Below are 18,134 nucleotides of genomic sequence, written 5' to 3' on the forward strand. Positions count from 1 at the left end.
AACCCTACCCATCCCGGCGCCGCCCCGGTCCGTTGACATGGGGTCGGCCACCGATCATGCTAAGCAGTCGCTTAGACTGAGCGGCAGACTTCGCTACGCGGGAGGCCGGGACATGGCAGAGCCGAGGATCTTCACGTCCGTCGACGACCTGAGGGCGGCGGTGGGTCAGCAGTTGGGGTACACCGACTGGCTGGAGGTCGACCAGAAGCGGATCGACCTGTTCGCGGAGGCCACCGGTGATCACCAGTGGATCCATGTCGATCCGGAGCGGGCCGCCTCCGGACCGTTCGGGACCACCATCGCGCACGGCTATCTGACCCTGTCCCTGCTGCCCCTCTTCGGGCCGCAGCTGATCAAGGTCGAGGGCGTGAAGATGGGCGTCAACTACGGGACGAACAAGGTCCGTTTCCCCTCCCCCGTCCCGGTCGGCTCCCGGCTGCGCGCGACCGCCGCGATCACCGGCGTGGACGACGTGCCGGGCGGCGTCCAGGTGAGCGTCGCGTTCACCGTGGAGCGCGAGGGCGGCGACAAGCCGGTGTGCGTCGCGGAGTCCGTGTCGCGGTACTACCTCTGACGCACCGGCGGGCTACTTCGCGCCCGCCATCCGCAGCACGAGGTCGGCGTACAGCGCGCCGACCTCCTCGGGTGTGCGCGGGCCGTTGACGTTGAACCAGCGGGCCACGTCGACGCAGAGGGAGAGCACGGCGAGAGTGGTGCCGTGCACGTCGAGCACGTCGAACTCGCCCGTCGCCACGCCGTCCTCGATGATGCCGCGCATCTCGGCGTTGACCTGGCGGCGCAGCGCGACGATCTCGGCGCGGGCTTCGGGGCCGAGGGAGTCCAGTTCGTACTGCACGACCCGCGCGATGGTACGACCGCCCGCGTGCCAGCGCACGAAGGAGCTCACCGCGTCGGCGAGCCGCTCGGTCGGGGTGCCCTCGGCCCGGGACGCAGTGCGCAGGATCTCCAGGGCCTTCGCGTTCCCGATCCTGCTGATGCGGTGGAGGAGTTCCTCCTTGGTCTTGTAGTGGATGTAGAGCGCGGCCGGGCTCATGCCGGCCCGGCCCGCGATGTCCCGGGTCGTCGTGGCGTGGTAGCCGCGCTCGGCGAAGGCCTCCACCGCGGCGATGAGCAGCCGCCGGGCCGCGTCGGGCGTGACCTCGTCCCACGCCGACGGCTCGCCGTCCGCCGTCTCCTCCGCCGTACTCATCGCACGCTCCCTCTCCACTGGCACGGTCCCCACCATACCGCCGAAGGTGAGCGGGCGCTTAGCGTGCCCGCTCAGAGCTTTTCGAAGGGGTGGTAGGCCGAGGTCGCCGCGTCCTGCCGGTCCCGGATCACCTTGGAAAGGGTGAAGGCGGAGGTAACCAGGTACAGGACGGCGATGCCCAGGAAGGCGCGGACCCAGGCGTCGGCGTTCAGCTTGAAGATGCCGACGGCGGTGGCGCCCATGGCCACGGAGAAGGAGGCGACGGCCTGCCCGTAGAAGGCGGCCGTGTTCTGCTGCTTGCCCGATGTGTCACTCATGGGGCAAGGATCGGCGGACGGGGCCGGTGCCACATCCGCTCGGATACTCAGGTGCCGTACTCAGCACCACGCCTCAGAACGCCGAGACCCCCGTCAGCGCCCGCCCTATGACCAGCTTCTGGATCTGGCTGGTGCCCTCGTAGAGGGTCATCACGCGGGCGTCGCGCAGCAGTTTGCCCGCCGGGTACTCGTCGATGTAGCCGTAGCCGCCGAAGACCTGGAGGGCGTTGTTGGCGGCGCGGACGGCCGCCTCCGAGGCGAACAGCTTGGCCTTGGACGACTCGGTGGCGAAGGGCAGGCCGCGGTCGACGAGGTCGGCGACCCGCCAGGTCAGCAGGCGGGCCGCGTCCACGTCGACGGCGATGTCGCTGATCAGTTCCTGGACGAGCTGGTGGTGGGCGATGGTCTTCCCGAACTGCTCGCGCTCGCCCGCGTACCGGACGGCCGCGTCCAGCGCCGCCTGGGCGATGCCGACGCAGCCGGCGGCGACCGACATCCGTCCCTTCGCGAGGGCCGACATGGCGACCGAGAAGCCCTTGCCCTCGGGAGCCAGCATCGCGGAGGCCGGGACCCGGACGTCCTGAAGGACCAGTTCCGCCGTCGCCTGGCCGCGCAGGCCGAGCTTGCCGTGGATGGTGCGGCGGGTCAGGCCGGGGGTGTCGGTCGGGACGAGGAAGGCGGAGACGCCCTTGTGGCCGGGGGCGTCGGTGGAGCGGGCGAACAGGAGGACGACATCGGCCCAGGTGCCGTTGGTGATGAACGTCTTGGTGCCGTTGAGGACGTAGTCTCCGCCGCTCCCGGCCCCGCTCGAGCGGGAGGTGCCCCCGTCGTCGCGGACCGCCCGGGTGGAGAGGTTGCCCGCGTCCGATCCGGTGCCGGGCTCGGTGAGGCCGAAGCAGCCGACGTACGCGCCGGAGGTCAGGCCCGGCAGCCAGCGCCGCTTCTGTTCCTCGCTGCCCCAGGCCGCGATCGTCTTGGCGACCAGGCCGAGCGAGACGGAGACGATGCCGCGCACGGACGAGTCGCCGCGGCCCAGTTCCTCCGTCACCAGGCAGTACGCGAGGTGGTCGCCGCCCGAGCCGCCGTACTCCTCGTCGATCGTCAGCCCCAGGAAGCCGAGCTCGCCGAGCTTCCTGACGATCGAGCGGTCGACCTCCTCGGCGCGGTCCCAGGCGATGACGTGGGGGGTGATCTCCCGGTCCACGAAGTCCTTCGCGAGCTGCCGGACCGCGGTCTGCTCCTCGCTGAGTTCCAGGTTCACCCGAGACACCCCACTTGAAGGCCGTACCTTTAAATTAGCACTGCTAGTTTCTGCTGCGCAGCCCTACTATGTGCGCCATGGCACGACCGCGCAAGCCCCTCCTGAGCACCGACCGGATCGTCGAGACGGCCCGCCTGCTCGTGGACGCGGAGGGCCTGGCCGCGGTGTCCACCCGGCGGCTCGCCGCCGAGCTCGGGGTCAGCGGGCCCTCGCTCTACAACCACTTCCGCACCAAGGACGAGATCCTGGAGGCCGTGGCCGACTCGGTGAGCGCGCAGGTCGACCTGTCGATGTTCGAGGACGGCCGGGACTGGCGCGCCGCGCTGCGGGACTGGGCCACCTCCTACCGGGCGGCCCTGCGCGACCATCCGAACATCGTCCCGGTGCTGGCCCGCGGTCCCGGCCGCCGGCCCGCGGGGCTGCGGCTCGCCGACGCCGTCTACGGCGGGATGGTCGGCGCGGGCTGGCCGCCGGCGCAGGCCACCTCCATCGGCGCCCTGATGCGGTACTTCGTCATGGGCTCCGCGCTCGGCTCCTTCGCCGGCGGCTTCGTGGACGACGCGAGCGCGTACGACCCCGCCGACTACCCGCACCTCGGGCAGGCGCATCTCCTCGCGGAGCAGCAGGAGAAGATCGACGAGCGGGCCTTCGAGACGGGGCTGACCGCGCTGCTGGACGGTCTGGCGCAGCAGTACGAGCAGGTCGGGCGGACCGCGTGAGGACACTTCGGTGAGTGCCGAAGTGTTCGTGTTCCATGCTGGAAGGCATGACCACCAAGGACCCACGGGCGGCGGAACTGGCCCGGCTCGCCGCTCTCGTCGCCGACGAGACGCGGGCCGCGTGTCTGCTCGCGCTGCTCGACGGGCGGGCGTGGACCGCCGGTGAACTGGCACGGCACGCGGGTGTCGCCGCGTCGACCCTGAGCGAACACCTGGGCAAGCTCGTCGCGGGCGGTCTCCTCACCGAGGAACGGCAGGGGCGGCACCGGTACGTCCGGCTGGCCGGGGCCCGGGTCGCGCAACTGGTGGAGGACCTGGCGGCGCAGACGAGCCCGGACGGCGACGTCGTACGGCCACGGGGTCTGCGCGCGTCGAGCGCCGGGGCGGCCATGGCCCGGGGCCGCACCTGCTACGACCACCTCGCCGGGCGGCTCGGCATCGCGGTGACCGACGCGCTGACCGGGCGCGGGCTGCTGCGGCAGGACACCGGGTTCGCGCTGACCGACGCGGGGCTCGGCTGGTTCGACTCCACCGGAATCCCCCTCGACCGCACCGGCCGCCGTCCGCTGGCCCGGGCCTGCCTCGACTGGACCGAACGCCGCCCCCATCTCGCGGGCGTCGCGGGTGCCGCCCTGTGCCGGCACGCCCTGGACACGGGCTGGTGCGTACGCATCGGCTCCGAACGGGCGGTGAAGGTGACGGCGGCCGGTGAACGCGCGCTGGCCGAACTGCTCGGCATCGAGACCCGCGCACTGCGCTGAGGGGCGCCGACAGCCCCCGTCCGAAATCCGCGAGCCCTCCCACGACTTCCTCCCTAGCCTCAGGAGCATGATGAACGCCTCCCGTCGTACGGACGTCCCACGCCGTACGGATGTCCCGCGTCGTAGGGACGCCTCCCGTCGTACGGAGCTGCTCGCCGCCGGTGCCGCCACGGTCACCGTCGTGCTGTGGGCCTCCGCCTTCGTCTCGATCCGCAGCGCGGGTGCCGCGTACTCGCCGGGCGCGCTGGCGCTCGGGCGGCTGCTGGCGGGGGCGCTGGCCCTCGGGGTGATCTGTCTCGTACGGCGGGAGGGGTGGCCGCCGCGGTCGGCGTGGCGCGGGATCGCGATATCCGGGGTGCTGTGGTTCGGCTTCTACATGGTCGCCCTGAACTGGGGCGAGCAGCAGGTGGATGCCGGGACGGCGGCCCTGGTCGTGAACATCGGGCCGATCCTCATCGCGCTGCTCGGGGCGCGGCTGCTGGGGGACGCCATGCCGCCGCGGCTGCTGGCGGGGATGGCGGTGTCCTTCGCGGGAGCGGTGACCGTCGGACTGTCGATGTCCGGTGGCGGCGGGTCCTCCGTGCTGGGGGTGGTGCTGTGCCTGCTGGCCGCCGTCGGGTACGCGGGCGGTGTCGTGGCGCAGAAGCCTGCGCTGGGCCGGGCGAGCGCGCTGCAGGTGACGACGTTCGGGTGTCTGGTCGGGGCGGTGGTGTGCCTGCCGTTCGCCGGGCAGCTGGTCCGCGAGGCCGCCGACGCGCCGGCCTCGGCCACCCTCAACATGGTCTACCTCGGCATCTTCCCGACCGCGCTGGCCTTCACGACGTGGGCGTACGCCCTGGCCCGGACGACCGCCGGCCGGATGGGCGCGACCACGTACGCGGTGCCCGCGCTGGTCGTGCTGATGTCGTGGCTGGCGCTGGGCGAGGTGCCGGGACCGCTCACGCTGGCGGGCGGGGCGCTGTGCCTGGCGGGGGTCGCGGTGTCGCGGTCCCGGCGGCGGGCGGGGCGGGCACCGGCACCGGCACCGGAGGCGGAGCCCCGACCGCGACCTGAGAAGGCCGCGGATTCGGCGTGACACCCTCGGGCCGGAGGTGCCGAGCCCCCGAGCCCCCGAGGGACGCAGTCGGCGAATCCGCTGCGGCCGGCTGGTCGGCCGCAGGGATGTGGCACTCGCCGCGCAAGTGTCACATCCTCCGGGCCGGACAACGGGACCCAGGGACCACCGGCCATCCCGCCCACCACGCCGACCGGGATTCGGCCACAGCGTCCCCCGAAGCGACGGAAGCGACGGGGCAACCAGGGCCGCCAGGGGTACCAGAGCCCCAGGGCGCCGGAACCCGAACGCAGAGCCCCCGAGGCGTCCGGTGTCCGGCACCTGCCGTGGAGCCCGCCCGTGAGGCCCCGGACACCTCTCAGAACACCACCAGCGCCCGTCCGCCCTTGCCCGCCAGCATGTTCTCGAAGGCCGCCGGGATGCCCTCCAGGGCGATCCGTTCCGTGACCAGCGCGCCCAGGTCCAGGCGGCCCTCCCGGACGTGTTCGGCGAGCAGCGGCAGATCGGCGGCCGGGTCCGCGTTGCCGTAGACGCAGCCCGCGAGGGTGCGGCCCCAGTGGAAGATCTCCAGGGCGTTGAAGGTGACCTGCTGGTCCTTGCCGCCGATGCCGACGACCGTCGTACGGCCGCCGCGGCGGGTGGAGTCCCAGGCCGTGCGGATGGTGCTCGCGCGGCCCACGCACTCGACGGCCACGTCGACGCCCTGCTTGCCGGTGAGGGCGCGGATCTCCCGGGCGGTGGTGTCGGAGGCGACCAGGTAGTCGGTGGCTCCGGCGGCGCGCGCCAGCTCCTCCTTCGCCGGGGAGACATCGACGGCGACGATCCTGGAGGCGCCCGCGATACGGGCCGCCTGGAGCGCCGCGAGACCCACTCCCCCGACGCCGTACACCGCGACCGTCTCGCCGGGGCGGACCCGGGCCGAGTGGTGGACGGCGCCGTAGCCGGTGAGGACCGCGCAGCCGAGGAGGGCCGCGTCGGTGAGGGGCACGCCCTCGGGCAGGGGCAGGACGCAGCCCGCGGACACCACCGTCTCCTCGGCGAACGCGGCGACGTTCAGGCCGGGGTGGAGGTCGGTGCCGTCGGCCGTACGGGCGTAGACGTCGGCGGCGCCGTTCAGCGCGTTGGCGCACAGCCAGACCTCGCCGAGTGAACAGGCGTGGCAACTGCCGCAGGCCGGGGCCCAGTTGAGGACGACCAGGGCGCCGGGCGCCACGCCCGTGACCCCCTCGCCGACGGCTACGACGGTGCCCGCGCCCTCGTGGCCGAGGACGGCGGGAACGGGGACGCGCATGGTGCCGTCGGACAGGGACAGGTCGGAGTGGCAGACCCCGGCGGCGGCGAGCCGGACGCGCACCTGGCCGGGGCCGGGGTCGGGCAGGTCGATCTCGGCGATCTCCAGCGGAGCGCCCACGGCGGGAAGGACGGCGGCACGAACCACGGGAACGCTCCTCAGAACTGCAGGGACTTGGTCTGGAGGTACTCGGCGAGGCCGTGCGCGCCGAGTTCGCGGCCCACACCCGACTGCTTGTAACCCCCGAAGGGGGCCAGCGGGTTGAAGCGGCCGCCGTTGATGTCGACCTGCCCGGTGTCCATCCGGCGGGCGAAGGCGACCGCCTCGGCCTCGTCGCCGGCCCAGACGGCGCCCGCGAGGCCGTAGACGGTGCCGTTGGCGATGCGCAGGGCGTCCTCCTCGTCCTCGTAGCGCAGGATCGACAGGACCGGGCCGAAGATCTCCTCCTGGGCGATGGTCATCTCCTCGGTGACGTCGGCGAAGACGGTGGGGCTGACGAAATAGCCCGGCTCGCGCGGGGATTCGGGTCCTCCGGCAACCAGCCGGGCACCCTCGGCCACGCCCTTCTCGATGTAACCCCGCACCCGCGCCCGTTGTGTGGCGTTGACGACCGGGCCGATGCGCTCGCCGTACTTCGCGGCAGCCGTGGCGGCCAGTTCGACCGCCTCCTCGTACTGGTCGCGGTGGACGAGCATCCGCGTCCAGGCGCTGCAGGTCTGGCCGGAGTTGGACATGACGTTGGCGACGCCGACGTTGACCGCCCGGGCGAGGTCGGCGCTCGGCAGGATGACGTTGGCGGACTTGCCGCCCAGCTCCAGGGCGACCTTCTTGACGGCCGCGCCCGCCGTCGCGCCGATCCGCCGGCCGACGGCGGTGGAGCCGGTGAAGGAGACCAGGTCGACGCCCGGATGCTCGGCGAGGGCCTGCCCGGCGACCGGGCCGAGGCCGGTGACCAGGTTGAAGACGCCCGCCGGGATCCCCGCTTCGTCGACCGCCTCGGCGAAGAGCTGGGCGACGAGCGGGGTGTCCTCGGCGGGCTTCAGCACCACCGTGCAGCCCGCCGCGAGCGCCGGGGCGACCTTGGCGACGATCTGGTGGAGGGGGTAGTTCCAGGGCGTGATCGCGCCGACCACGCCGATCGGTTCCTGGTGGACGATCGAGTTGCCGACCTTCTCCTCGAAGGGGTGGGTGGCCGCGAGCTCGGCGTAGGAGCCCGCGACCGCGATCGGCGTGCCCGCGTGGACGTTCTGCGAGAACTTCAGGGGCGAGCCCAGCTCGGCGGTGACCGTCTCGGCGATCTCGTCCTTGCGGGCCGCCAGCACGTCCCTCAGAGCGGCGAGCCGCGCGGCCCGTTCGGCGGGGGCGGTCGCGGCCCAGGCCGGGAGGGCGGCACGGGCGGCCCGTACGGCGGCGTCGACGTCCTCGGCGGTGCCGGCCGGGACCCGGCCGATGACCTGCTCGTCGACCGGGCTCACGACGTCGATGGTGTCCCGGCCCGCGGCGGACCGCCACGCACCGTCGATGTACATGCCGTCGTGTGCCTTCATCGTGCGTCCTCCCGGGCGGGGCGGTGTCGTCGTCCACGTCACAAACTAGCGGCCACACCACAAACTAGCGGTGTTAGTTTTCCGGCGCCAGTGATCTCCGGGACGTCCTGGACCGCGGACCCGACGGGGGGCGTCGCGAGGTACGTCTACTCACCCAGGTCCGGCAGCCGCGCCGGGGCCGGGCAGATGCGCTCGCCGTGCTGGTCGAAGACGAACAGGTGGGCGATGTCGACGAGGAGGGGAACCTGCATGCCGCGGCGGAGGTCGATGTCGGGTGTGGTGCGGACGACGAGGTCGCCGGGGAGCCGGGCCTCCTGGCGCGGCAACTCGGGCTCGGAGTCCGCCGGGTCGTCCAGGACCACCACCGGACCGGCGCGCAGGGCGCCCGCGCGCTCCCGGAAGCGGTCCAGGACCGAGCCGGCCTCACGCCGGCGGCGCCGGGCCTGGCGGGCGGCGGGGTGCGGGTCCTCCAGATCCGGTACGAGGGCGGGACTGGAGCCGGTGTTGAAGTGGACGAGCACCTCGTGGCCCTGGAACTCCACGTGTTCCACCAGACCGGTGATCGCGACCTCGCCGGGGCGGGCGGCGGACGGCTTGGCCAGGCGTATCGCCTCCGAACGCAGGCCCACGATGACCTCACGTCCCTGCTGGACGCGGAGCAACTGGTGGTCGAGGGAGAGGGGTTCGGGCAGCCGCAGGTACTGCTTGCCGAGGCTGATGGTCATCGCGCCGTCCAGCGGGGCCCGGACCAGGCCGCGCAGGAGGTTGATCCGGGGGGTGCCGATGAAGGCGGCGACGAAGACGTTGCGCGGCAGCGCGTACACCATGCGCGGGGTGTCCAGCTGCTGCAGGACACCGCCGCGCATGACGGCGACCCGGTCACCGAGCGACATGGCCTCGGCCTGGTCGTGGGTTACGTACACCGTGGTGACGCCCAACGCGCGGGTGAGGGCGGCGATCTCGGCCCGCAGGTGATTGCGGAGCTTGGCGTCGAGGTTGGAGAGCGGTTCGTCCATCAGGAAGGCGGAGGGGTGGCGGGCGATCGCCCGGCCCATGGCGACGCGCTGGCGTTCCCCGCCGGACAGCTGCGCGGGGAAACGGTCGAGGAGGTCCTCGATGCCCAGCATGCGGGCGGTGGCGTCCACGCGGGGGCCGGGGTCCTCCCCGGGGGCCTCGATGCGCAACGGGAAGCCGATGTTGCCTCGGCTCGTCATGTTCGGGTAGAGGGCGAAGTTCTGGAACACCATCGCCATGTCCCGCTCGGAGGGGAGCAGGTCGTTGGCGTACTCGCCGTCGAGCCGCAGCTGTCCCTCGGTGATCTCCTCCAGGCCGGCGATCATCCTGAGCAGGGTGGACTTGCCGCAGCCGGAGGGGCCGAGCAGGACGAGGAACTCGCCGGGTGCGATGTCCAGCGACAGCCGGTCCACCACGCGGACGCCTCGCGTGTAGGTCTTGCTCACGTCATACAGAGAGATGGCGCGTGTCATGGCAGTGCCCCCGGGGGCTCACTGAGCGAACGCAGGTGCTCGGCGGTGGGACGCCACGTGCGGAGTGTACGGGCGTATGGGTCACGGAAGCTAACGGATTGTGTGCTTCCAGGGGAAGACACTTGGCGGAATCGGGACGCGCCGGTCCGGCAGGTGAGAAAACGGACGGGCGGATTCAGTGGGTTTGGGCGGGCCCGGTCGGGTTCCTGGGTCTCGGTGAGGTGGGGGAAGACGTCGACGCCCCGCCTCCCCGCCGCCTGGCGGCGGGGAGGCGGGGGCGGCCCTGAGGGGGGTTGCGCGGGGCTGCGGCGCGGAACGGGCGGTGGTGGAAGCGCGGCAGCGGTGGGAGCGCCGGGGTGGGCGGCGACGGGAGCGCCGGGGCGAGCACCAGAGTGGGCGCGGGGGGAGCGCCGGGATGGGCGGCGACGGGAGCACCGGCCCGGGTACCGGGGCGGGTACCGGGGGCTTCGGTCAGACATCCCTCTTCCGGTTCAGTGCGAAGCCCGCTCCGCGGGGCGTGGTCCGCGGCGCCGGTTCCCCGCCCGTCCGGCCCGGCGAACGCAGCGCGACCCCCGAGGACAGCAGCAGCAAGCCGCCGAGCATCACGAACGGTGCCGCCACGCCCGCGACGCCGGCCACCAGGCCTGCCGCGGCCGGTGCGGCGACCTGGCCGAGGCGGTTGCCGGTGAGGCGGAGGGCGAGGGCGGTGGAGCGGGCGTCGTCGGGCGCCGCCTGGACGACCGTCGTCATGGACAACGGCTGTCCGACGCCCAGGCAGAACCCGAGGGCGACCAGCATGAGCGCCAGCGCCCACACGGGCACCGGCAGCGCGATGCCGGCGCACAGCACGGCCGCCGACAGGCAGGTCACGGTGAGCAGCAGGGCCCGGCCCAGCAGCCGCAGCAGCGGCGTCAGCACCAGACGGCAGGCGATCGTGGCCGCGGCGCGCAGACTGAGCAGTACGCCGACCACGGACGGGGCGATCCCCCGGTGCTCGCCGACCACCGGAAGGTAGGCGGTGAGGATGTCGGTGGCGGACAGCACGGACAGGCTGATGAGGATGCCCGCGGGCACGCCCCGGGCGCGCAGGATGCGCTGGACGGGGACGCGGTCGCCCGGTGCGGTACGGGACGTGAGGGCCGTACGGTCCTCGATGCGCCACAGCGACGTGAACGCGACCGCGGCCCCCGCGCCCGCCACGACGAGGGCGAGCGCGCTGGTGCCCGCCATGTCCCGGCCGCCGATCAGCGCACCCGCGGCGATCGGGCCGACCAGTTGGCCGAGCGAGGCGCCGATGGTGAAGTGGCCGAAGTTGCGGTCCTGTTCGTGCGGCGCGGACTGGCGGGCGACCAGCGACTGGGCGCCGATCACGAAGCAGAGGTGGCCGAGGCCCATCACCCCGCTCCAGACGGCCATCACCCGGAGGGAGTCGGCGAGACCGCTCAGTGCGCAGCCGCCGGCGATGAGGACGACGCCGACCGGCAGCAGGGGTGCGCAGCGCCCGTGGTCGGTGCGCCGCCCCAGCGGTACGGCCGCGAAGAGGGGGAGCAGGGCGTAGACGCCCGCGATGACCCCGATCGCCCGCTCGTCGGCGCCCAGCGCGAGAGCCCGGTAGGAGACGGCGGGCCGGGCCATCGACACCGCCCCCTGCGCGAAGCTGAAGGCGATGACGAGACGGAGCAGCCAGCCGCGGTTCCCACCGGGCTCCATGAGGACGACCTCCGACGAGTGAGATCAGATGACTCGGGCGACTGATCGGTTGACTCAGATGATGCCGAACAGGATGCCCGCGCCGAGTACCACGAGGGAGGTGAGGGCAGCCCACTTGACCACGAACCGGGTGTGGTCGCCGAACTCGACCTTGGCCATGCCGACGAGGACGTAGACGGCCGGGACGAGGGGGCTCGACATGTGCAGCGGCTGGCCGATCAGCGAGGCGCGGGCGATCTCCAGGGACGAGACACCGTGCGCCTGGCCCGCCTCGGCGAGGACCGGCAGGATGCCGAAGTAGAAGCCGTCGTTGGACATGAAGTACGTGAACGGGATGCTCAGGACGCCGGTCACGAGCGCCATGTGCGGGCCCATCCCCTCGGGGATGTTGCCGACGACCCACTTGGCCATGTGGTCCACCATGCCGGTGCCCTGCAGGACTCCGGTGAAGACGGCGGCGGCGAAGACCATGCCGGCGACGTTGAGAACGTTCTCGGCGTGGGCGCCGAGGCGGGCCTTCTGGTCGGGCATGTGCGGGAAGTTCACGGTGAGCGCGAGCGCGGCGCCGAGCAGGAACAGCACCGGGATCGGCAGGTACTCCATGATCATGGCGGTGAGCAGGACCACCGTGAGCAGGGCGTTGAACCAGTACAGCTTGGGGCGCAGGGTGGGCCGGTGCGGGTCCAGGACCTGCATGGCCTTGTCGGGCTCGTCGTCCTCGGCGGGTGCGTCCGCGCCGGAACCGCCGGTGGGGACAGCGCCCTTGCCCTTGCCGGTGGTACCAGTGCCGGAACCGGCGCCCACGAGGACCGTCTCGGACTCCTTCTCCTCCACCAGCGCCTCGTCCAGCGTCAGCACGCCGAGCCGCCGGCGCTCGCGCACACCGAGGACGTACGCGAGGGCGAAGACGCCCAGCAGACCGACGCCGAGGGCCGGGATCATCGGGACGAAGATGTCGCTGGCGTCCAGCTTCAGCGCGGTGGCGGCGCGGGCGGTCGGGCCGCCCCACGGCAGGGTGTTCATCACGCCGTTGGCCATCGCGGCGACCCCGGTCATCACGACCAGGCTCATCTTCAGGCGCTTGTACAGCGGGTACATCGCCGAGACCGTGATCATGAAGGTGGTCGAGCCGTCGCCGTCGAGCGAGACGATCGCGGCGAGGACGGCGGTGCCGACGACGATCCGCATCGGGTCGGCTTTGCAGAACTTGAGGATCCCCCGGACGATCGGGTCGAAGAGTCCGACGTCGATCATCACGCCGAAGTAGACGATCGCGAACATGAGCATCGCCGCGGTGGGGGCGAGGCTGGTGACGCCGTCGATGACGTAGTCACCGAGCTTGGCGCCCTTCCCGACGAACACACAGAACAGTGCGGGGATCAGTACGAGCGCCGCGATCGGCGACATCTTCTTCAGCATGATCAGGACCAGGAAGGTCGCGATCATGGCGAAGCCGAGGATGGTCAGCATGAGTGGATACCTAACGTTCGCCCTTGAACATCCCACCAGGGACGGCGGTGCGTTGACGTTAGGTCCCGTCAAGCGGCGTTAACAAGACGTTGACATGCGAGCAATAAGCGCAAAACTGCTGGTCACGGCTTTGCGCTGCTCACAGGGGGTGCGTTTTCGGCCCCGCTTCACGCCGTCGCGGTCACTTCCGCGACCACTTCCACGGGTACGCCGTTGAGGACCGCGTTGCCCGACAGGGGGTCGAGCAGGCTGCCGTCGAGGAGTTGGTTGACGTTGACGCCGGGGTCGGCGGAGGCGTGGCTGAGCCGGGTGCCGGGACGGTCGTGGCCCCAGCCGTGCGGCAGGCTCACCACTCCCGGGCGCACCCCGTCGGTGACCTCGGCGGGGGCGGTCACCTCTCCCCCGGCGCCCTTGACGCGTACGGCCGCCCCGTCCCGGACCCCGAGCCGCTCGGCGTCCTCGGGGTGGATGTGCAGGGTGCAGCGGTTGGAACCGCCGGTGAGCGCGGGCACGTTGTGCATCCAGCTGTTGTTGGAGCGCAGGTGGCGGCGGCCGACGAGGACGAGCCCGTCGGGCCGTTCCGCCAGGGCCCGCCGGAGCCGGGGCAGGTCGTCGGCGATCGGCTGCGGCAGCAGCTCGACCTTCCCGCTGCGGGTCTTCAGGGGCTGCGGCAGACGGGACCGCAGCGGCCCGAGGTCGATGCCGTGCGGATGCGCCAGCAGCTTCGTGAGGCTCAGCCCGTCCGGTCGTACGCCGAAGCCGTCGCCGTAGGGGCCCAGGCGCAGCATCATGTCGAGCCGGCGCTCTGGGCCGCCCGCGCCGGTGAGCTGTGCGGCGAGGTCCTTCGGGTCGCGGCCGTGGACCGGGGAGTGCTGTTCCCCGACCGCCTTGCCGAGGGTCTGGCCGATGACCAGGTCGTCGACGGCGGACGGGTCGGCGCCGTGCATGCCGGTGACGGCCAGGGTGAGGCGGGCCAGGATCTCGGTCTCCGCCATCCGGCCCGGTTCCAGCGGGACGGCGGGGCGGGTGTAGCGGACCTGGTTGCGGACCGCGAGGGTGTTGAAGGCGAAGTCGTGGTGCGGGCTCTGGGAGGGCGGGGGCGGCGGCAGCACCACGTGGGCGTGGCGCGAGGTCTCGTTGAGGTACGGGTCGACGCTGACCATGAAGTCGAGCGAGCCGAGCGCCTTGTCGAGCCGGTCACCGTCGGGTGCGGACAGGACGGGGTTCGCGGCGACCGCGATCAGCGCCCGGACCGGCTCACCCTCGTCGGTCGCGGTGTCGATCTCCTCGGCGAGTGCGGAGAGCGGCAACTCCCCCTTGGCCTCGGGGTGTCGGCCGACCCGTGAGTGCCAGCGCCCGAGCGCGAACCCGCGGCCGGGTCCGGCCGGCCGGGGTGTCCTGTCGGTGGCGGCCTGCGGGAACAGGGCGCCGCCGGGCCGGTCGAGGTTGCCGGTGAGGATGGCGAGGACGTCCACGAGCCAGCTGGCCAGGGTTCCGTGCGGGACCGTGCAGCTGCCGATGCGGCCGTAGACGGCGGCAGTGGGGGCGGCGGCGAGTTCACGGGCGAGGGTACGGATGGTCGCCGCGTCGACGTCACAGGCGCCGGTCACCGCCTCGGGCGTGAAGTCCCGTACGGCGTCCCGGAGTTCGTCGACTCCCTGCACGTGCGGTGTCAACTCGCCGAGTCGCACGAGGCCTTCCTCGAAGAGGACGTACGCCATCGCGGCGAGCAGCAGGGCGTCGGTGCCGGGCCGGATCGCGATGTGCCGGTCGGCGAGCTGGGCGGTGCGGGTGCGGCGCGGGTCGATGACCGTGAGGGTGCCGCCGCGGGCCTTGAGCGCCTTGAGCTTGCCGGGGAAGTCGGGGGCGGTGCACAGACTCCCGTTGGACTCCAGGGGGTTGGCGCCGATGAGGAGGAGATGGTCGGTGTGGTCGAGGTCGGGCACGGGGATCGCGTTGGCGTCGCCGTACAGCAGGCCGCTGGAGACGTGCTTGGGCATCTGGTCGAGCGTGGACGCGGTGAAGATGCTGCGGGTGCCGAGCCCGGCCAGGAGCACGGGCGGGTAGAGGGCGCCCGCCATGGTGTGCACGTTGGGGTTGCCGAGGACGACGCCGACGGAGTTCGGGCCGTACCGCTCGACGACCAGCCGGATCCCGGTGGCGACCGCGTCGAACGCCTCCTCCCAGGTGGCCTCCCGCAGCTCGCCGTCCCTGCGGACGAGCGGGGTGCGCAAGCGGTCCGGGTCACCGTCGACGGCCCCGAAGGAGGCACCCTTCGGGCAGATGAATCCCTGGCTGAACACGTCGTCCCGGTCACCGCGGGCGCCGGTCACCCGGGTCCCCTCGACGGTGAGGGTGAGGCCGCAGGTGGCCTCGCACAGGGGGCAGATACGCAGGGCGGTGCGGGACACGGGTCCTCCCGGTGGGCGGCGGCAGCGGTGACGCACGAACTCGGGGCCGAGCATACCGACCGGTATGCATGCTGGCGAGGCCTGCGGGCGGGCAGCATGGGGCTTCCACGCGGGCGCCCCGGACCTGCAGACGGGGCGGCATGAGGCCTGCCTGCGGGCCGCTCTCAGTCCAGTACCCGTGCCAGATACGCCCGCAGGATCTCCCGGGTCTCCGCGATGATCCTCTCGTCGCCCTCCGGTGCGACCCGGAAGGCCAGGTGGACGAGGGTGTCCGCGGTTTCCACGGCGACGAGGAAAACGCGCCGCAGGTCCTCGTCCGGCTCGCGGTCGAGGTAGCCGGAGAGCAGGTCGGTGAGGCGGTCGGCGACGCGGTGGTTGGGCTCGGCGTAGCGGGCGCCGACCGGGATCTGGTTGCCGAAGTCGACGAGCGAGAAGCCGGGCGCGGTGCGCTTCATGGCGAGGTACTCGTCGAGGACGGCGTCCATCGCCGCCCGCCAGCCCCCCTCGCCGGTCCCCTTGAGGCGCTCGGTGACCCGCTCGGTCCAGCGCTCCAGGTTGCGCTGGGCGAGCGCGTCGGCCATCGCGCGCTTGTTGCCGAAGAAGCGGTAGACCGAGCCGATGGGGACCCCGGCGCGCAGGGCGACGGCCCGGGTGCTCAGGGCGTCGTAGCCGACTTCGTCGAGCAGATCGGCGCAGGCGTCGAGGATCCTGGTCAGCCGTTCGGCGCTGCGCCGTTGCACGGGCGCACGGCGCAGCGATGTCGCTTGGGGCACGGGCTTCATGATGCCTTTCCGCCGCGGTCCGGGGAAGCTCGCCCCTCAGTACGAACGGGAGTGCCGGGCGCGCTCAGCGCGTCGCCCGAGGTCCCGGTGGGCGCCGGGCCGGAGGCCGTGATGTCCGCGGTGCTCTCGACGGGTTCGCCGTCGACGGCCCAGACCGTGCCGTCGTCGGCGTACAGGCGCGCGGTGAGGTGGCGGGTGCCGTGCGGGACGTAACGGGCCGAGAGGCGGTACTCGGGGGTGCGCAGGGCCGCGACGGGGTGCCCGTTCACGAAGAGCCGGGCGACACCGCGGCCGGCCACCGCCTCCCCTTCGGTGCCGGCGGGCGAGAAGCGGAAGCGGCGGAGGGTCAGCCGGATGTTCCAGCCGTTGTCGTCCTCGGCGGGCTGCACCTCGATGCCGACGTCGGGCGCGCGCTTCTTGTCCACCTCGCGGTAATGGCGCCCCTGCTTGTCCGTGTCGTCGAGGACCTTGCCCACCGGCGAGGGCGAGTCCCCGTTCCTTCCGTTCCCCTGCGCACTGCCCGAGCCGCAGCCCGCGGATCCGGTCAGCAGCAGGACACAGACCGCGAGCGCGGTGAGAAGTCTCCGCGTCCACGACATGCCGGGGAGCGTAGAACACGAGTCCGACACCTCGTATCCCCCTGGAGGCTGGTTCCGGCCGTCGGCGGTCGTCCTTCGTGAGGAGGCCGGGCGGCCCCCGGCGGCCCCCTTGCGCCCGGGAAACCACAATCCTACGGTGGTACATAGGAATCAAACGCCGAGGGAGCGATCATGAGCGGGGACCTGCGGAAGACCGCGGAGGGGCTGACCTACCTCACCGGTTTCGGCAACGAGCACAGCTCTCAGGCCGTTCCGGGAGCACTGCCCGAAGGCCGGAACTCGCCCCAGCGCGCCCCCCTCGGGCTGTACGCGGAGCAGCTCAGCGGTACGGCCTTCACCGAGCCCCGGGCGCACAACCGGCGCTCGTGGCTGTACCGGATCCGCCCCTCGGCCGCGCACCCGGCGTTCACCCGCACGGAGAACGGCTCGATCCGCACCGCCCCCTTCACCGAGACGGTGCCCGACCCGAACCGGCTGCGCTGGGACCCGCTGCCCGAACCCGCGCCGGGGACCGACTTCCTCGCCGGGCTGTGGACGGTCGGCGGCAACGGCGACGCCACCCAGCGCACCGGCATGGCCGTGCACCTCTACCACGCCAACGCCTCGATGGACCGGGTCTTCAGCGACGCCGACGGGGAGCTGCTGATCGTGCCGGAGCGCGGCGGGCTGCTGCTGCACACCGAGTTCGGGCTGCTGCATGTGGAGCCGGCACATATCGCGCTGATCCCGCGTGGGGTGCGCTTCCGTGTGGAGCTGCTGGATGCCTCGGCCCGCGGCTATGTGTGCGAGAACTACGGCGCCTCCTTCCGCCTCCCCGACCTCGGACCCATCGGCGCCAACGGACTGGCCAACGCCCGTGACTTCCGGGCGCCGGTCGCGGCGTACGAGGACGACGACAACACGGCGGGCCCGGTGGAAGTGGTCAACAAGTTCTGCGGCAACCTATGGGCGGCGACGTACGACCACTCACCGCTCGACGTGGTCGCCTGGCACGGCAACCTTGTGCCGTACGTCTATGACCTGCGCCGTTTCAATGTGCTCGGCACCATCTCGTACGACCACCCGGACCCGTCGATCTTCACGGTGCTGACGTCCCCGTCCGACACCCCGGGACTGGCCGGCGTCGACTTCGTCGTCTTCGCGCCGCGGTGGCTGGTGGGCGAGGACACCTTCCGGCCGCCGTACTTCCACCGGAACGTGATGAGCGAGTACATGGGCCTGATCGAGGGCGCGTACGACGCGAAGGCGGCCGGAGAGGGGGGATTCGTGCCCGGCGGCGGCTCGCTGCACCCCATGATGTCGGCGCACGGGCCGGACCGGGAGACGTTCGACCGGGCGAGCGCCGCCGAGCTGCGACCGCAGAAGGTGGACGACGGACTGGCGTTCATGTTCGAGACCCGGTGGCCGCTGACGCTGACCCGGCAGGCGGCCCGCGCGGAACACCTGCAGCAGCACTACGACGACGTGTGGCAGGGCCTGGAACGCCACTTCCGCCCGTTGCACTGATCGCATACG

General features: G+C 72.3%; 16 protein-coding genes. 5 read left to right on the top strand and 11 right to left on the bottom strand.

Features of this window, described 5'->3' with window-relative positions; all coding sequences use genetic code 11:
* Positions 1–112: 112 nt before the first annotated feature.
* Positions 113–574 carry a MaoC family dehydratase gene (locus tag ACIBK3_RS33365; RefSeq protein ID WP_399371186.1) on the top strand — a complete coding sequence of 154 codons (462 nt, stop codon included), beginning with the start codon at positions 113–115 and terminating at the stop codon, positions 572–574.
* A gap of 12 nt (positions 575–586) precedes the next feature.
* Here ACIBK3_RS33365 and ACIBK3_RS33370 read toward each other — a convergent pair whose 3' ends face one another.
* The 3 genes from ACIBK3_RS33370 to ACIBK3_RS33380 form a co-directional block, all read right to left on the bottom strand.
* Positions 587–1,210: a TetR/AcrR family transcriptional regulator gene (locus ACIBK3_RS33370; protein ID WP_399371188.1), complete on the bottom strand. Its 624-nt coding sequence runs from the start codon at positions 1,208–1,210 to the stop codon at positions 587–589.
* Between the two features lie 71 nt (positions 1,211–1,281).
* The gene (locus ACIBK3_RS33375) at positions 1,282–1,527 is read right to left on the bottom strand and encodes a YiaA/YiaB family inner membrane protein (protein WP_030676617.1); all 246 of its coding nucleotides are present in this window, start codon (positions 1,525–1,527) and stop codon (positions 1,282–1,284) included.
* A gap of 73 nt (positions 1,528–1,600) precedes the next feature.
* On the bottom strand, positions 1,601–2,788 hold the full coding sequence (locus tag ACIBK3_RS33380; protein ID WP_399371189.1) for an acyl-CoA dehydrogenase family protein: 1,188 nt from the start codon (positions 2,786–2,788) through the stop codon (positions 1,601–1,603).
* Between the two features lie 77 nt (positions 2,789–2,865).
* On the opposite strand from ACIBK3_RS33380, the gene ACIBK3_RS33385 reads away from it, so the two are divergent.
* The 3 genes from ACIBK3_RS33385 to ACIBK3_RS33395 all read left to right on the top strand — a co-directional run bounded on the left by ACIBK3_RS33385 (position 2,866) and on the right by ACIBK3_RS33395 (position 5,343).
* Positions 2,866–3,507: a TetR/AcrR family transcriptional regulator gene (locus ACIBK3_RS33385; protein ID WP_399371190.1), complete on the top strand. Its 642-nt coding sequence runs from the start codon at positions 2,866–2,868 to the stop codon at positions 3,505–3,507.
* A gap of 47 nt (positions 3,508–3,554) precedes the next feature.
* On the top strand, positions 3,555–4,268 hold the full coding sequence (locus ACIBK3_RS33390) for an ArsR/SmtB family transcription factor (protein ID WP_399371192.1): 714 nt from the start codon (positions 3,555–3,557) through the stop codon (positions 4,266–4,268).
* 67 nt (positions 4,269–4,335) lie between these two features.
* The gene (locus ACIBK3_RS33395) at positions 4,336–5,343 is read left to right on the top strand and encodes a DMT family transporter (protein ID WP_399371194.1); all 1,008 of its coding nucleotides are present in this window, start codon (positions 4,336–4,338) and stop codon (positions 5,341–5,343) included.
* A gap of 337 nt (positions 5,344–5,680) precedes the next feature.
* On the opposite strand, the gene ACIBK3_RS33400 is transcribed toward ACIBK3_RS33395, so the two are convergent.
* The 8 genes from ACIBK3_RS33400 to ACIBK3_RS33435 all read right to left on the bottom strand — a co-directional run bounded on the left by ACIBK3_RS33400 (position 5,681) and on the right by ACIBK3_RS33435 (position 16,619).
* Entirely contained in the window at positions 5,681–6,760 is a 1,080-nt protein-coding gene (locus tag ACIBK3_RS33400) for a Zn-dependent alcohol dehydrogenase (protein WP_399371195.1), read from the bottom strand.
* Positions 6,761–6,771: 11 nt separating this feature from the next.
* A complete protein-coding gene (locus tag ACIBK3_RS33405; protein ID WP_399371196.1) occupies positions 6,772–8,160 on the bottom strand; it encodes an aldehyde dehydrogenase family protein in 1,389 nt (462 codons plus the stop codon).
* A 146-nt stretch (positions 8,161–8,306) separates the two neighbouring features.
* Positions 8,307–9,647, bottom strand: a complete 1,341-nt coding sequence (locus ACIBK3_RS33410; RefSeq protein ID WP_399371197.1) for an ABC transporter ATP-binding protein — start codon at positions 9,645–9,647, stop codon at positions 8,307–8,309.
* A 471-nt stretch (positions 9,648–10,118) separates the two neighbouring features.
* Complete coding sequence (locus tag ACIBK3_RS33415; protein ID WP_399371198.1) at positions 10,119–11,357, bottom strand: MFS transporter; 1,239 nt, start codon at positions 11,355–11,357, stop codon at positions 10,119–10,121.
* Between the two features lie 54 nt (positions 11,358–11,411).
* Complete coding sequence (locus ACIBK3_RS33420; RefSeq protein ID WP_399371199.1) at positions 11,412–12,827, bottom strand: CitMHS family transporter; 1,416 nt, start codon at positions 12,825–12,827, stop codon at positions 11,412–11,414.
* Positions 12,828–12,994: 167 nt separating this feature from the next.
* Positions 12,995–15,238 carry a molybdopterin oxidoreductase family protein gene (locus tag ACIBK3_RS33425; RefSeq protein WP_399371200.1) on the bottom strand — a complete coding sequence of 748 codons (2,244 nt, stop codon included), beginning with the start codon at positions 15,236–15,238 and terminating at the stop codon, positions 12,995–12,997.
* A 164-nt stretch (positions 15,239–15,402) separates the two neighbouring features.
* A complete protein-coding gene (locus ACIBK3_RS33430) occupies positions 15,403–16,020 on the bottom strand; it encodes a TetR family transcriptional regulator (protein WP_399371201.1) in 618 nt (205 codons plus the stop codon).
* Positions 16,017–16,619: a hypothetical protein gene (locus tag ACIBK3_RS33435; RefSeq protein WP_399371202.1), complete on the bottom strand. Its 603-nt coding sequence runs from the start codon at positions 16,617–16,619 to the stop codon at positions 16,017–16,019. Before ACIBK3_RS33435 ends, ACIBK3_RS33430 begins: the two co-directional genes overlap by 4 nt.
* Before the next feature lie 171 nt (positions 16,620–16,790).
* Between ACIBK3_RS33435 and hmgA the strand changes: the two genes are divergently transcribed.
* A complete protein-coding gene (gene hmgA, locus ACIBK3_RS33440; protein ID WP_399371203.1) occupies positions 16,791–18,125 on the top strand; it encodes a homogentisate 1,2-dioxygenase in 1,335 nt (444 codons plus the stop codon).
* Positions 18,126–18,134 lie beyond the last annotated feature (9 nt).

The organism is Streptomyces sp. NPDC050287, assembly GCF_044459385.1.
Classification (GTDB): domain Bacteria; phylum Actinomycetota; class Actinomycetes; order Streptomycetales; family Streptomycetaceae; genus Streptomyces.

Coding starts and splice junctions, on each gene's coding strand:
- hmgA (WP_399371203.1), top strand. CDS start 16,791: ATGAGCGGGGACCTGCGGAAGACCGCGGAGGGGCTGACCTACCTCACC.
- ACIBK3_RS33385 (WP_399371190.1), top strand. CDS start 2,866: ATGGCACGACCGCGCAAGCCCCTCCTGAGCACCGACCGGATCGTCGAG.
- ACIBK3_RS33430 (WP_399371201.1), bottom strand. CDS start 16,020: ATGAAGCCCGTGCCCCAAGCGACATCGCTGCGCCGTGCGCCCGTGCAA.
- ACIBK3_RS33395 (WP_399371194.1), top strand. CDS start 4,336: ATGATGAACGCCTCCCGTCGTACGGACGTCCCACGCCGTACGGATGTC.
- ACIBK3_RS33370 (WP_399371188.1), bottom strand. CDS start 1,210: ATGAGTACGGCGGAGGAGACGGCGGACGGCGAGCCGTCGGCGTGGGAC.
- ACIBK3_RS33375 (WP_030676617.1), bottom strand. CDS start 1,527: ATGAGTGACACATCGGGCAAGCAGCAGAACACGGCCGCCTTCTACGGG.
- ACIBK3_RS33415 (WP_399371198.1), bottom strand. CDS start 11,357: ATGGAGCCCGGTGGGAACCGCGGCTGGCTGCTCCGTCTCGTCATCGCC.
- ACIBK3_RS33405 (WP_399371196.1), bottom strand. CDS start 8,160: ATGAAGGCACACGACGGCATGTACATCGACGGTGCGTGGCGGTCCGCC.
- ACIBK3_RS33390 (WP_399371192.1), top strand. CDS start 3,555: ATGACCACCAAGGACCCACGGGCGGCGGAACTGGCCCGGCTCGCCGCT.
- ACIBK3_RS33365 (WP_399371186.1), top strand. CDS start 113: ATGGCAGAGCCGAGGATCTTCACGTCCGTCGACGACCTGAGGGCGGCG.
- ACIBK3_RS33420 (WP_399371199.1), bottom strand. CDS start 12,827: ATGCTGACCATCCTCGGCTTCGCCATGATCGCGACCTTCCTGGTCCTG.
- ACIBK3_RS33410 (WP_399371197.1), bottom strand. CDS start 9,647: ATGACACGCGCCATCTCTCTGTATGACGTGAGCAAGACCTACACGCGA.
- ACIBK3_RS33435 (WP_399371202.1), bottom strand. CDS start 16,619: ATGTCGTGGACGCGGAGACTTCTCACCGCGCTCGCGGTCTGTGTCCTG.